Origin of the sequence: Parabacteroides sp. TM07-1AC (assembly GCF_003480915.1) — a bacterium.
GTDB lineage: Bacteria > Bacteroidota > Bacteroidia > Bacteroidales > Tannerellaceae > Parabacteroides > Parabacteroides chongii.
In genome coordinates this window covers 137,256-152,731 of the sequence record NZ_QUKD01000004.1, presented here as the reverse complement: position 1 = coordinate 152,731, position 15,476 = coordinate 137,256, and the positions used below count along the sequence as shown (strand labels likewise).

7 protein-coding genes are annotated in these 15,476 nt (G+C 45.1%); 5 read left to right on the top strand and 2 right to left on the bottom strand.

The annotated features are described in order from the left end of the window. The 5 genes from DXD68_RS10585 to DXD68_RS10565 form a co-directional block, all read left to right on the top strand. A partial coding sequence (locus DXD68_RS10585) for a response regulator (protein ID WP_199715623.1) occupies positions 1 to 1,145 on the top strand: 1,145 nt, incomplete at its 5' end. A gap of 159 nt (positions 1,146 to 1,304) precedes the next feature. Further along, a complete protein-coding gene (locus DXD68_RS10580) occupies positions 1,305 to 4,466 on the top strand; it encodes a SusC/RagA family TonB-linked outer membrane protein (RefSeq protein WP_122361482.1) in 3,162 nt (1,053 codons plus the stop codon). A gap of 31 nt (positions 4,467 to 4,497) precedes the next feature. Next, on the top strand, positions 4,498 to 6,405 hold the full coding sequence (locus DXD68_RS10575; protein ID WP_122361481.1) for a RagB/SusD family nutrient uptake outer membrane protein: 1,908 nt from the start codon (positions 4,498 to 4,500) through the stop codon (positions 6,403 to 6,405). Between the two features lie 202 nt (positions 6,406 to 6,607). Next, positions 6,608 to 9,934 (top strand): SUMF1/EgtB/PvdO family nonheme iron enzyme, encoded by a 3,327-nt coding sequence (locus DXD68_RS10570; RefSeq protein ID WP_199715646.1) that lies wholly within the window; start codon positions 6,608 to 6,610, stop codon positions 9,932 to 9,934. Between the two features lie 141 nt (positions 9,935 to 10,075). Continuing rightward, the gene (locus DXD68_RS10565; protein WP_147382993.1) at positions 10,076 to 11,035 is read left to right on the top strand and encodes a hypothetical protein; all 960 of its coding nucleotides are present in this window, start codon (positions 10,076 to 10,078) and stop codon (positions 11,033 to 11,035) included. A gap of 71 nt (positions 11,036 to 11,106) precedes the next feature. Here the strand turns inward: DXD68_RS10565 and DXD68_RS10560 are convergent, their stop codons facing one another. Both DXD68_RS10560 and DXD68_RS10555 read right to left on the bottom strand, forming a co-directional pair. Then, complete coding sequence (locus DXD68_RS10560; protein ID WP_122361478.1) at positions 11,107 to 14,079, bottom strand: AAA family ATPase; 2,973 nt, start codon at positions 14,077 to 14,079, stop codon at positions 11,107 to 11,109. After that, positions 14,076 to 15,326, bottom strand: a complete 1,251-nt coding sequence (locus DXD68_RS10555) for an exonuclease SbcCD subunit D (RefSeq protein ID WP_122361477.1) — start codon at positions 15,324 to 15,326, stop codon at positions 14,076 to 14,078. Before DXD68_RS10555 ends, DXD68_RS10560 begins: the two co-directional genes overlap by 4 nt. Positions 15,327 to 15,476: the final 150 nt, after the last annotated feature.

Sequence of the window (15,476 nt, the reverse complement as noted above, 5' to 3'; positions counted from 1 at the left end):
AGTGCGTAGTTCGTGTGAAACTTAGGCAAAATCAACAACTCATCGAAGATTACTATCTACACATACAAGTTTCTGATAATGGGCAAGGTATATCGCAAGAAGAGCTTGAAAAAATATTCCAGCCTTTCTACCGGTCTTCTCAGGATCTGCATCATCAGGTTGCAGGTTCCGGTATCGGTTTAAGTTTGTCACGATTTATCGTAGAACAGCATAATGGCATTATATGGGCGGAGACAATGCCTCAATCCGGAACCCGAATGCATGTACTACTTCCTGTACCGGAGAAACCGGTCAGTGTTCCGGTAAAACAAACAGAACCGGCTATTCCTGTTAATATCCAGGAGTTCATTCCGAACGATAAAAAAAGGAATACAACCATCACACAAACCCTGCTGTTCGTAGAAGATAATAAAGATGTATTGGAATATCTCGAACAACAATTTGAGAATGAATACAACATATTAAAAGCCGGGAACGGAAAAGAAGCATTGGAACAAATAGCTTTGAAAATTCCGGATTTGATTATCAGTGATATCATGATGCCGGAAATGGATGGATTGGAACTATGTACCCAAATCAAGCAAAAAGCCCAATTATCTCATATCCCAGTCATTCTGCTGACTGCCAAAACGATGCCTTCTCAAATAACGGAAGGATACAAGGCCGGAGCAGACGACTACATCATAAAGCCGTTCGACATCGCCTTGCTGCAAACCCGCATAAAAAACCTGCTAACCTCACGAAAACGGATACAGCAGAAATACGAGAAAAAACTGAATCTGAATGAACTGGGCGTCAAAACGACCCACCAGGACGAAGAGTTCCTGAAACAATACACCGCCATCATCAAAGCAAATTTCTCCAATCCGGACCTCGACGTCGACATGATCTGCAAAGAAATCGGTATGAGCCGGGCCAACTTCTACCGGAAGGCAAAGGCACTGACTGCCCTCTCCCCTGCCGAAATGATCAAGCATCTTCGTCTGGAAGCGGCTGCCCAAATGCTGCGTGAAACCAATTTAAGTATCTCCGAAATTTTGGAAAAAGTAGCATTTAGCAGCAGCGGCTACTTCGCCTCCTGCTTCAAAGCTGTATATGGCATGTCACCTAAAGAATACAGAAACGTCAATAATTTAAAAGATTAAAAACAAATATCCTTTATTAACAAGTAAAAATAGTCTCAAGCCCTCTATTTAGAGACAAAACTAACCTTTTTTGAAACGAAATAGGCTTTTTTAGCCTTGATTTCTCATCACTTTTGCAGCAGGTCAATCAATAAGTGTTAACCATTTATTATAATTTATATGAGAAACAAGTTTTTAACAATGTTGATGGGAATTTTTCTTTTCGCCCACCAATTAATGGCACAAGACATTTCTGTGTCAGGTAATGTAAAAGATGAGAAGGGCGAGGCGCTGATCGGTGTCTCTATCCAGGTAAAAGGGACCACAATCGGGAACATTACCGACATAGACGGTAATTTCATGATTTCTTCTGTGCCCGCAAACAGCGAATTGGTTTTCTCCTATATGGGATACCAAACCCAAACAATAGCTGTAAAGGGAAATAAGGTTATTAACGTTACATTAAAAGAAGACTCACAAGCCCTCGAAGAAGTGGTTGTAGTCGGCTTCGGTACACAAAAGAAAGTAAACCTGACAGGTGCCGTTGCTTCTGTCGGTGCCGAAGTGCTGGAAAACAAACCGGTTGCCAATGTCGGTCAGGCATTGCAGGGCGTTGTTCCTAACTTGAACGTGTCGGCAACGAATGCGTCACCAAACTCATCACCTTCATTCAACGTACGTGGTGGTACTTCTATCGGCTTAAAAGAAGGCAAAACAGACGAATGGGAGGTAAAATCCGGTAGTCCGCTGATCATTGTCGACGGTATCCAGGTAGATACAGACTATCTGAATATGATGAACCCGAGCGATATCGAAAACATCTCTATTCTGAAAGATGCTTCTGCTGCAGCCATATACGGTGCACGTGCAACGTATGGTGTTATGTTGATTACAACAAAATCCGGAAAAAACGAAACCAAGGCAACAGTTACATATAACTTAAATATGCAGTGGAATACACCGTCACACACTCCGGACATTCTAGATTCATACACACATCAACTGGCATCCAATAAACAGACAGAAATGACAGGTGGAACGGTGACTCCCTGGATGGAAACACTGCTGGCTGCCAAAAAGAAATATATGGAAGATCCGAGACCGGAAAATGCATGGATTTACAACGAAGGTAGTGCTACAGACATAACATGGGTTGCCAACAACAACCTGTATGAAAATTATGTAAAAAACTGGACACCACTTCAGCGTCATAATATCTCTATTAGTGGTGGTTCGGCTAAAACACGTTACTACATTTCATTGGGCTACCAACGTCAGGAAGGTATGTATGAAGTAAACACAGATGTACAAAAACGCTATAACATCAATGTGAACCTGACAACCAAAATTACAGACTGGTTCGATGTCGCATCCAAAATCTCTTTCAACACCAGCAATTATAACGAACCATGGTTAGTAAGTGGAAAAGGATCATCCGTATGGGCTTCTATGAAAAATGAACCTGGACGTAATTTGAATATGCCGTTGAAAACCGGTCCGAATGACCCGATTCCGAATGCATGGACAGACAATATTTTTGGTTGGTTAGCTTATGGTGCAACGCGCCAAACACACAACACCAACACTGTGTATAGTGTAGCTCCCACCCTGACCATCCTGCCTGAATTAAATATCAAGGCAGAATTGTCTTATCGCCCGACTGAATACTTCCAAAAACGTATCATACCTTTACGTGAATATGTGGTAAGCGATTGGGTCAACTTAAATACGACACATACTAATCCTTCCACTGTAAGAGAAGAAACAACCCATTCTGACTATTACACAATCAATGCATACGCAAACTACAACAAAGCATTCGGGCAACATAATGTATCAGGCGTTGTCGGATTCAACCAAGAATGGTATCACTATCGCAAACTATATGGAGAAGCTCAGGATATCCTGACAAATGACCTGCCTACTTTAGGTATGACTACCGGTACTCAATACTCTGGAGACAACGAGGAACATTGGGCCATCCGTGGTGCTTTTGTTCGTGCCAACTACGATTACGCCGGACGCTATCTGTTTGAATTCAGTGGTCGTTACGATGGAACTTCCCGCTTCGGAAAGAACTCTCGTTTCAAGTTCTTTCCGTCTTTCTCTGCCGGTTGGAGACTTTCAGAAGAGAAATTCATGGCAAATACACGCAGTTGGTTAGACAACCTGAAAGTTCGTGGTTCATGGGGTTCTTTAGGTAATCAGGATGTAGCCAATTACGCTTATATTGCCAGCTACGGTGCAGCCGACTATATCTCATGGGTAATGAACGGAGATCAGATCAAAGGTATGAGTCCCACAGGTATCATTGCCAGCGACTTGACTTGGGAAACAGCCAGCACGCTTGACTTCGGTGTAGACGTAACCCTGTTGAAAGGCCGTCTGGACGCCACATTCGACTGGTACACCCGTCGCACAACAGACATTCTTATGAACGGGACAAAACTTCCAGCTGTATTGGGCGCTACCGTTCCTAAGCGTAACTCTGGAGAACTAAAAACCAACGGTTGGGAATTAAGTTTGAAATGGAAAGATCAATTAAGTAACGGTATTCGTTACGATGTAGGCTTGGTATTATCCGACTACCAATCTGAAGTTATCAAATTTACAGGAAACCCAAACAAATTACTCTCTACCCTTTATGACGGTATGAAAATGGGAGAAATATGGGGGTATGAGACAGTTGGCATTTTGCAGGAAAGTGATTTTACTAAAGATGAAAATGGAAAATTGACTCTAATCGGTCCAAGTCAGACAAAAATTCAATCAACCATATATCCGGGTGATGTACGATATGCTGACTTAAATAACGACGGAGAAATATCCAAAGGCGATGAAACTGTTGAAAATCCAGGAGACCGTAAAATCATTGGTAATTCTACTCCTCGTTTCCAATATGGTATTACTGGTAACATTTCCTGGAAAAACTTCGATTTGAACATTTTCTTCCAGGGGGTCGGTAAAAAAGATGTATGGATTAATGACAACGTATTTTGGGGTGGTTCCGGAACTTCCGGTAACTGGGAAATGTATAATAACTCATGGACTCCGGAACGTACCAATGCCAAATATCCGATGTATGCCGGACGTATTTCCAGCATTACTCAAAGCGGTTATCTGTTTAACGCTGCCTATCTTCGTCTGAAAACATTGGCACTGGGATATACATTGCCGAAAGCTTGGGTAAACAAAGCTAAACTCTCTAATGTCCGACTGAGTATTTCCGGATACAATTTATTCGAAATCACTCAGATACCAAATCTTTATGACCCGGATCAGATTTCATCTTCTTATCCGATGATGCGCTCTGTTGCATTCGGTCTACAAGTTGGTTTCTAAATAGTACAATTCAAAATAGCATAAATCGATTATGAAATTAAGCATAAAAAAATACATTTTAGCACTTGGACTAGCTGCAACATTACTACCAAGCTGCAACGACGATTTCATGGAACGTTATCCGCTGGATAAAATTACCGATGAAAGTTTCTGGAAATCTGAAACAGATTTAAAAATGATGCTGAACAGTTTATATCCACTTTATATTATAGGGCACAGAAGTGGATGGGCCGATTCGGATATTAATCCTTTAGGAGTTACAGGCAGTCCATTGATGTATGGAGATGTTTATTCAGATAACTGTGTAAGAGCAGGTAACGAACTCAGTAGCTTAGCTGGCGAATTAATCGTTCCTACAGAAGCTAAAGAAAGTACAGGATGGTATTGGTGGAATTTACGTAAAGTAAACTTCTTCCTCTCACACTATGACAAAGCTGAATTAAGTCAGGAAAAGAAAAATGCTTATGCTGCTGAAGCCTATTTCTTCAAAGCTTGGGACTATTATCAGAAAGTTCTCTACTTCGGTGATGTACCTTGGTTGACAAAGGACTTAAACGTTGACTCTGAGGAATTATATGCTCCACGTGCACCACGTGCAGAAGTTATGGACTCTGTTTTAATGTGCATAAACAAAGCTGTCGACTGGTTACCGGAAAAAGCCAATCAGGAAACAGACCGATTAAACAAAGATCAGGCAAACTTCTTAAAAGCTCGTATTTGTTTATTCGAAGGAACTTTCCGTAAATATCACACGGAATTGAACTTACAAAACACAGCAAATACATGGTTAGAAGAAGCTGTAAAAGCTTGTGAAACACTACTCGGTAAATATTCACTCTATAAGGACGGTGATGATACATATTGGAAAATGTTCGCAGCTATAGACGTTTCCAATAATCCAGAAGTTATTTTATCTCGCAACTACCTGGAATCCAAAGTAGGACATGCTGCTCAACGTTATTACAATCAAAATAATTCTAACCGTGAAGCAATGGGAGCAACACGAGGACTCGTCGACGAATACCTTTGCATCGATGGGCGTCCGATTTATACAGGAGGTAGTGAAGGTAACTATGAAAAGAATCCGAACTTCCTTGATTACGGGAAATGGACTGAATTAGAAAATCGTGACCCTCGCTTAACCCAAACAATTTGTAAACCGGGAGAATACGTCACAATCTATCAAGGAGGTGTTGTTGATTTGGAACAAAATGGTATTACTTATCCAAATTTAACCTACAATGCAAGTGGAGCAGCAATGACTGGTTACCGTGTAATCAAACATTGGATGGGTGACCCTGAAGAAGAAAACCGTACAACTAATGGTATCCAGGCAGCTATCGAATTCCGTTATGCAGAGCTTCTGTTAATGTACGCAGAAGCAAAATATGAATTAAACGGAACATTGAGCCAATCAGATGTTGACTTAACAATCAATGCTTTGCGTGAACGTGCCGGATTTGATTTCGAAAAATATCCGACTGCCAAATTGACTGTTGGACAAGAACCGGCTGACCCGCGTTTGGACAAAATCTATGCAGACAAATTAGACTACACAGTCAGTCCTTTATTACGAGAGATCCGCCGTGAACGTCGTATTGAGTTAGCAATTGAAAATCACCGTTACGAAGATTTGATGCGTTGGAAAGCCGGTAAATTACTGACAGTGCCTTTGCGTGGTATGAACTTTCTTTCTGTTCAAGATTTATATGATGGAACTCATAACACCAAACCGGAAACGGCAGTAGCTGTAGAATTAAATAAAACAGTTTTTGTTGATGAAAACGGTTTTATAATCTGCTATCCAAAGAGCCCGTATCAAAATACAATTAAAGGCACATTACCTTGGGATGACTATCGCTATTACTGGCCTATTCCAAAAGAAGAATTAATTATGAACGAAAATTTTGTTCAGAATCAAGGCTGGGAAAATAAATAACAGGTTTGGTACCGACTAATATTGAAAAGAGGTTACCCGAATAATCAATCGGATAACCTCTTTTTTATCATTAGCTTTTAACGATTGACAGTAACAGAGATAATAATGATCGCATTTGATACGATTTTATATGTTTTCGTACACGTAAACCAGTACATTTGTATAACTAATAATCGAATAACATTAAAACAATATCATGAATATGCGATATAAACTCTATTTATTCTCGCTCTTATTAACCTTTCCTATATGGGGTAAGGCAACCACTGAGGCCGACTCGTTGCGTCAAATACAAATAAACCGCCTGCAAGAGCAAGTGGATTGGGTAAATCCCAAAGCTATCCGTGCTTATTTGGATGACTCAAAATCGTCATTGGGTGACCAAGCTCCCCGACTCTATCAAAAACTGGAAGAGCTGGAATCTTTATTGCCCCGGGTAAATCAGTATCTTGCAAAAGACACAAGCCTGCAAACAATTAACGAAGCAGAAAAACTGCTCGCCCTCAAACGGGAAATCATCTTAGCTAATCCCCTGCTGGATATCGATAACTTGTTGATAGCCCGTTACCATCTGGGCGATAAAGCACGCAAGGCCATGGGACCGTCGCTCGGTACATCCACAGCCAACTATAACTCCCTTTTCTCCAACAGACGCAAAGGATATGATGCCGAAATCTGCCATCTCTCCAATCTACGTGGAGAAATTCAAAGCAAGATACTCTATAAACCGACTGCGGATGTTCCCATTTCTGACATCCAGCTACATTGGGATGCCGATCGCCTGCTCTTTTCTTCGCTCGACGAAAACCGGAAATGGCAGATCTACGAAATAAACACGGATGGAAGCGGACTCCACCAAAAGATAACGGTCGATGAGCCGGACCTGGAATTTTGTGATGCTAACTACCTGCCGGACGGCAAAGTGGTCGCTACCTGCAATATCGGTTACAACGGTGTTCCCTGTGTGCACGGAGATGATGTAGTCGCCAACCTCATCTCTTATGATCCGGAAACGAAAAACATACGCCGGTTAACATTCGACCAGGATGGCAACTGGGCACCAATCGTCATTCCCAACGGCCGCCTGATGTACACTCGCTGGGAATACACGGACCTCACACATTACTTCTCCCGCATCGTGATGCATATGAATCCGGATGGTACAGAAAATAAAGCCCTATACGGCAGTGGTTCTTATTTCCCGAACAGTACGTTCGATATGAAACCGCTCTCCAAATACAACAGCCGTTTTATCGGTATCATCTCCGGTCATCACGGGACTTCACGTTCAGGACGACTGATCATCTTCGATCCGGCCAAGAGCCGCAAAGAAGAAAAAGGGATGATACAGGAACTGCCTTTCAGCAAACGTCCGATTATCCCGATCATCAAAGACGAGCTTGTAGAAGGCGTTTGGCCCCAGTTTATGAAACCGTATCCGCTAAACGAAAAATACTTCCTGGTAGCCTGCAAACCTGCCCCCGATGCACTTTGGGGAATCTACCTGGTAGACATATTCGATAACCTGACCCTCATAACCGAACAGGAAGGCGAAGGTCTCACCGCTCCTATCCCTCTGAAGAAAACGGAAACGCCCCCTGTCATCCCGTCCAAGATCAAACCGGGAGAGAAAGAGGCAACCGTATTCATTCAGGATATTTATGAAGGGGAAGGAACACAGGGAGTGCCTCGCGGAACGGTCAAATCGCTCCGTATCTTTGCCTATGAATATGCCTATATCCTCGCCCCATCCGACCACGATGCACAAGGTATCCAGAGTGGATGGGATATCAAACGTATCCTCGGTACGGTTCCGGTCGAAGAAGACGGTTCCGTCATGTTCAAGATACCGGCCAACACACCTGTTTCTATCCAGCCGCTGGATAAAAACGGAGCCGCCGTCCAGTGGATGAGAAGCTGGCTGACAGGTATGCCCGGCGAAATCGTTTCCTGTACGGGTTGCCACGAAGACCAGAACACAATCGCTATGCCCAAACGCACGACCGCTTCGACAATCAATCCCCATGCGTTGAAATCACCCGAAGGAGGCATTCGTCCTTTCACTTTCCGCCTGGAAGTGCAGCCGGTGCTAGACCGTAACTGTGTATCCTGCCATAACGGAACAGTAGCCCAGCCGGACTTCCGCAAAGATCAGATGGTCACCTACAAACGAGGTGTCCTGACCAAACTCGAACGTCATTACGACCAAAGTTATCTGAATCTGCATCCATACGTCTATCGTCAGGGACCGGAATCGGATATCTACGTACTCCGCCCTTATGAATATTATGCCAACAACAGCGAATTGATTCGTATCCTGCAAGCAGGACATCACGGTGTAAAAGTACCCGAACAGGATATGCAGACCTTATATACCTGGATCGACCTGAATGCGCCTTATTTCGGGGCTTTCAGCCAACTGGACTTAAAAAAGGAAGCTCCTCAAAACCAGATAGAACGTCGTATGGAGCTGGCAGAGAAATACAGCGGTGTACATGTGGACTGGCAGCAAGAAATCAAGGACTATGCCGCCTGGCTGAAAAACCGGGAAAATAACGAAGTCGATGCTACTACCGCTGCCACTTCATCCGACGGTAGCGCTCCTTCGAAAGCCAAGAAGAAAGTAAAAACAGTCAAGGTCAAAGGTTTCCCCTTCAACCGGGAAGAAGCCGTGCAGAAACAGCAGGCAGACAACAAAGCTCCTCGCAAGCTGACTGTAGCCCCTGGTATCACGCTCGACATGGTATGGATACCTGCCGGTACGTTTGCCATGGGTGACAACAACGAACCGTCGGCCTCCCCTGCTTTCAAGGCACAGGTCCGGAAAGGATTCTGGATAAGCACGACAGAGATCACGAACGAGCAGTTCTGCGCACTGTTCCCCGAACACGACAGTCGTTTCATCGGGCAGACCTGGAAAGATCATACCACTCCCGGCTATGCCGCCAATCTTCCCAAGCAGCCGGTAATCCGTATCAGCTGGGATGAAGCAAATGATTTCTGTAAACAGTTGAGCAAAAAGAATCAGTGCAACATCACCCTCCCTACCGAAACACAATGGGAATGGGCTGCCCGCGCCGGATCGGCCGGTGATTTCTGGTTCGGGGACCGTCAGGCAGACTTCGGTCCGTATGAAAACCTGGCAGACAGTACCACCGTGGATCTCGCCGTTACAGGTGTAAACCCCAAACCGATGCGTCCGAACGACCCGATGCGTGAATTCTGGGATTTCTTACCCAAAGAACTGAACGTGAACGATCATCATCTGATCTCGGCAAACGTGGCATCCATGAAACCGAATCCCTGGGGATTATATGACATGAATGGCAATGTGGCAGAATGGACCCGCTCCGACTATGTGCCTTATCCGCTTAAAGAAAAAGCAGCCCCTATGAAAGCTGAACAGAAAGTTGTACGCGGCGGCTCCTGGCGCGAACGTCCGAAGTATTCCACTTCGTCCATCCGTAAGCCCTACTATCCGTGGCAACGTCCGTTCAATGTGGGATTCCGTGTGATCATTGAAGAGTAAACAAACTCAATTCTTAAATACAGAACATTCATTCTTTATTATCGAACTTGATTGATAAAATATAAAGTGGTTACTTTGTTTCGCTTTATATTTTTTATTGAGAATAATATTTTAAACAAACAAATGTTCAAAAAAAGGATTATGAAAAAGAGATTATTTAGTTTATTTACAATGCTTTGCGTATTATCTTTTTTCACAGCTTGTAGCGATGATGACAAAGAAGATGACAGCTGGAAAACTATTTCAAATACGTATAAGACAGAATCTTTAATTTTAAACGGAACTGCAGAAGATGCCAGTTCTTCTAAATCAGTGAAAGTTGATGCCAGTTCGCTGGAAGCAGCAACTGTAGTTCTTAATAATATTGTTATCGGCCAACCGGAAGTCAGTATCAATGCCCAAATGGTAAAAGAAGGAGAAAAATTCCTTTTAACTGGTTCTACTAAAGATGATAATAGTGAAACATCCATTGAAGGTAGTATCAGCACAGGCGTTCTTACTTTAAAGGTTTCTTACAAAAATACTTCTGCATTAGTTGGAACTTGGGCATGTGATGCAACAGATGCAACATCCAGTATTTATCTGAATTTCTCGAATGAATCAGGAAAAGTTCTTTTTGGCACAACAGAAGTAACCAACGATGTTTTCGTTAATTTCATGAAAAACATTGTAGGCGGTTATACAACTAATCTGACTTCCGTTGAGTTTAAGGAAGATGCTACTATCGAAATTAAATATGTAGATTTGAACAATAAGGAACCTCATACCTTAACAGGTCTACTGACATACTTTATCAAAGACTCAAAACTGTATGTTATTCCGAACTTAGCCGGACTCCTGTCATCAAAAGCTGATAGTACTTCAGGATTGGAAAGTCTATTGACTAATGGTATCCCAATGTCGTATAAATTAGAGAATGGTAAACTTACGGTTTATACAGAAAAAGCGTTGCTTACATCTGTATTACCAATCGTTAAACCGCTTTTAGAGACTATTACAGATCCTACTTTTGTCGCATTTAAGCCGATGATTCTTCAAGCAATCACAATCATCGAAGAAAGTACGACGTTTGATTTTGGATTAAATATGCTAAAACAATAAATTTCAAAAATAAGCGTATCAGTTCTGATACGCTTATTTTATATATACAACCTTCTACACTACCCTCTTACTTACAAAACTTCCAGATAACTCCTTCCATTCCCTGCCCGGCTCACACGTATCTGCACCGGAATGCGTTCCGTCATCTCCTGTACGTGCGAGATCACGCCGATCTTACGTCCTTGTGTACGCAGGCTTTCCAGGGCATCCATTGCAATACGGAGCGTATCGGCATCCAACGAGCCGAAACCTTCGTCGATAAACAAGCTCTCTACCTTCATCCGGTTGGAGGAAAGAGACGATAGCCCCAGTGCCAACGCCAGCGAGACCAGGAATGACTCCCCTCCCGAAAGACTGTGCACAGTACGGATCTCGTCGCACATATCCCGGTCGATCACCTGTAAAGCCAAAGTTTCAGGAACACGCTCCAACCGATAGCGGCGACTCAGGTCACGCAATTGTACGTTTGCATAATTAAGCAAGACATCGAGCGTATATCCCTGAGCGATACGGCGGAACTTGGCACCATCGGCCGAGCCTGCCAGATCATTCAGCTTCGCCCAACGTTCACTTTCCCGACGGCATTCCTCCAGTTCCTTCTGCTGACTGGCTATCTTCTGTTTGTTTTCTGTATTTGAACGAAGACGGAAAGCATACTCGTTCTTTTCACGGGTAACACGGGGTAAAAGCATTTCGAGGGTTTCCCCTTCATGTTCACGGTTCCAGGATTCGGACCAGTCGGACAAGGCTTTCCGGCGAAGTTGCAAATCTTCCGACGCTTTCTCCAGATCACGGGCTATCTGTTCGGAGATACCTTTCAGTTGGTCGGCAATACCCGATTGTTCTGTTTGGACAGCTTGCAGGCATTTCAGACGTTCTTTTAATTCTTCTTTGCGGTTGCTATATTCCTTTTCAACCTGGTCGGCAGGCTTGCCGGACAGAAGTTTCGACCGTTCGGCCTGCAGAGCGGATAGTTCCGTCCGGTTTTTCTCATACCGCAGGGTAGCATCCTCTACTTCTTTTATTAATGAAGGGAGGAAAGAGGCAAAGGATTCGCATTCTGCTTTCTGGGCACTTTGTTCCCGTTGCAGTTGCTGTAACCGTTCTGTATTTTCATGCCAGCTGCGGGCAAAAGTCGTTAATGTTTCACGGAAAGAGTCCGGATCTTGCTGCCAGCCTTTCTGCCATTCATCATTTCCGAAAAGGCTGTTGGCGGCAGAGAGAGATTTATTAAGCGTTTCCTTACTTTCCGCGCAGATGGATTCTTCGCGGACAATCTGGGTTTCTACCAGTTTCTGACGTCCGAGGATGTCCGTACGTGATTGTTCAGCTTCCGTCAGTTCCTTATGTAGTTGTAAAAGCTGCTGACGTAACTGGTTCAGTTGCTTTTCACTGACGGTATAGGCTGTTTTACGGGCAGTTAGCTGCTGGAGTTGCAAGGTCAAAGCGGCAATCTGTTTCGGCATTTCAGACATAGTTGCATGAGTCACAGCCGGATGATGCGTACTTCCACACACCGGACAGGGGCTTCCCTCCTGCAATTTCTTCCGTAACTCCATTATATCACCGCTGGCTGCCTGCCGTGCCTGTTCGATCAATAGATTCTCACGTTCCGCACGAACAGCTTCCAACTGTTTCTCCAAGGCTTCCTGATCCTGCACTTTCAATTCCTGCTCCGATACACGGATAGATTCTTCCGTCCGTTGAAGAGCTGCGCGTTTAGTCTCGGCAGTTTGTTGTACAGTCTTTAATTGTATAGCCAGACGTTCGGCCGTCTGACGGATCGAGGCAATTGTTTTACCGGATTTTTCCAACGTTTGCCGCGCAGCCGAAGCAGCATCCAAATGCAGCAACAAGGCCGAAAGTTGTTCCGCTATGCTCTCCTTACTTGCATAACGCTTCCGCCAATCGGTCAGGCGGGCGATCTCTGCAGTGCTTCGTTCCTGTTTGGTTTGGGCAGCTTTCAGCTTATCCTCACCTTCTTTCTTTCGTTGAAGTGCATCGCGGAGACGGGTTTCCGTTTCTTTCGCCGAACGGGTCGCTTCATTCAGTTGCACGTCGAGTTTGCGGGCCTGCTGCAATTCCTGTTGCAAAGCTTTGAAGTCGGCTTCCGAACGCTGTTCGTCCTGAATACCCTGCTCATATTCTTTACGGGCTGTATTCAGGAGCTCCGTAGCCCGAAGCAGCTTACCGGCAGCCTCCTTTTGTTGCTCCTGACGGGTAGCGATCTGCTGTCCGGTAGATTTAACGGCTTCCTGCAACGCCTGTTCTTCTGCTTTTGCCTTTTCAAGGGTTGAAAAGGCGGCCTCCGATTCTTTGAGACGGATCTGCAATTCCTGCTCCGCCTCTTCCGTGAGCAGTTCGATTCCCTGGATGCGGGCTTGTATCTTGTCGTAGGCCTCTTTGGCTACTGCATTCTTTTCAAAGATCAGACGGGAGATGGAAGAATAAAGCTCAGTGCCCGTCAGCTTTTCCAGTAATGAAGCCTTTTCCCCCTGTTCCGCTTTCAGGAAGGTGGAGAAGTCATTCTGTGCCAGCAGGACAGAACGGGTGAACTGGTCGAACGTCAGACCGATCAGCTCGACTATGCGCGATTGCAATTCGGAACGTGTACCTTGTTCCTCCTGTTCCTTATCTATATTATATAATGTAACGCGGGGATTTTGCAAGCGTCCGTTCTCTTTGTCGCGGGCACGTCCGACCGACCAACGGGCCCTGTAACGGTGTCCGTTCAACGCCCGGAAATCGACCTCCGCATAACCGGAAGCCGTCCCCCTGCGCAATAAAAAACGGGGATCGCTTTGCGGCAGCACCTCTTCATTGACATCCCGCAACTTCACATTGTTTTCTTTTGCCTGGTCCGTACGCGGCGTACGGGCAAACAAAGCCAAGCACATAGCATCCAATATGGTAGACTTTCCCGCCCCCGTCGGTCCGGAGATGGCAAAGATACCGGCAGACAATAGGGGTTCGACCGTAAAATCGACTTCAAACTCACCTTCCAGCGAGGCCAGATTACGCCCCCGTATCGCTAATACTTTCATAAAGAAACCTCCCGCATTACATCCTTGAACAATGATTCGATATCCTCCGGCAACTCCCCGCCATATTTGCCGGTAAAAGCATGTTTCAGCATCTCCAGCGGATCGATCCGTTGCAGATCGCTGTAAGACAACGGGCGGGCGGTATCCTCCTCCTCCCGTTTCGGGTAAGACGGAACGATAGAGGTCAGGCGGACTGCTTTATCGGCAAGCGTCTCCTCCACCCTGTGGCGAAATCCCGGATCAGGCTCAGTCAGTAAAACACGTACTTCGATATATGGCCAGCGGTTCGGATTTTCGGACGTTCCCTCTTCGCAGGCAGGCAATTCTGCCAGCCGGGCAATCACCTCTTCCGGTGAAAGGGGTTGCTCCGGAATCCGATGCAAGTCGACAAGCAAAGGGACAGGCACCGGTTCGACCTCCGACAGGCATCCGTTATCGATCGTAACGGCAACGACCTGGTGGCGGTAGTTTTTCTCCGAAAAAGACATCGGCAGCGGACTGCCCGAATAGCGCAGGTTCTCCCTGCCTCCTATCCGTTGCGCTTTATGGATATGACCGAGGGCAGTATAAGCCAATCCCTCGTCGAATGTATCGGAAGAGACAGATTCCAGTCCGCCCATGATGATGCGTTCGCTCCGGTCATCGTCCGACAACTCGGCTCCGGTAGCGTGCAGGTGGCCCATAGCGACCAACGCCTCGCCGGGTTGCCGCCTGGCGTCGGCATAGTCATACAGCTGGCGGTACATACGGTTAATGCCGGCAATATAGGTATCGTGCGTTTCTTCCGAAGCCGGATAATCCCCTTGCCGGAGATAAGGAACGGCAAGACACCAGGCCTCCCGTTTCTTTTCCTTATTATATAAAGGTATCATCAAAGAATTAAAATCGATCTCTCCCGTCTCCGTCCGCCGGATGATCCCGACGATAGACGTATTCAATTCCTCCAATAAGGGGATGGGAGATTCCAACCGGGCTGCCGAGTCATGGTTGCCGGCAATGACGACAATTTGCAGGTGCGGATTGCGACGGTTCGCCTCCTTCAGAAAATGAAAGAAGCGCCGCTGAGCCGCAGCAGACGGGTTAGCCACGTCGAATACATCCCCGGCAATCAACAGGACATCCGTCTGCTGCACTGCCAACGTATCGACCAGCCAGTTTAGGAAAGCATCGTGTTCTTCCTCCCGGTCGTAACCGAAGAAGGTTTGCCCCAGATGCCAATCGGCAGTATGTATGATCTTTAAAGACATCGTTTATCTTGTTTCCGTTAAATGAAGATTCAAAGATAAAAGATAATTATATACCTATAATCAATCTATCAAAATAATTATTTATAGAACCAGATGAAAGGATTCTCAAATAAACCTTACATTTGCAACTATATAATAAAAGAAATATTT

Excerpts from the sequence above, each read along its gene's own strand:
- DXD68_RS10560 (WP_122361478.1), bottom strand. The coding sequence starts at position 14,079 with ATGAAAGTATTAGCGATACGGGGGCGTAATCTGGCCTCGCTGGAAGGT.
- DXD68_RS10555 (WP_122361477.1), bottom strand. The coding sequence starts at position 15,326 with ATGTCTTTAAAGATCATACATACTGCCGATTGGCATCTGGGGCAAACC.
- DXD68_RS10575 (WP_122361481.1), top strand. The coding sequence starts at position 4,498 with ATGAAATTAAGCATAAAAAAATACATTTTAGCACTTGGACTAGCTGCA.
- DXD68_RS10570 (WP_199715646.1), top strand. The coding sequence starts at position 6,608 with ATGCGATATAAACTCTATTTATTCTCGCTCTTATTAACCTTTCCTATA.
- DXD68_RS10565 (WP_147382993.1), top strand. The coding sequence starts at position 10,076 with ATGAAAAAGAGATTATTTAGTTTATTTACAATGCTTTGCGTATTATCT.
- DXD68_RS10580 (WP_122361482.1), top strand. The coding sequence starts at position 1,305 with ATGAGAAACAAGTTTTTAACAATGTTGATGGGAATTTTTCTTTTCGCC.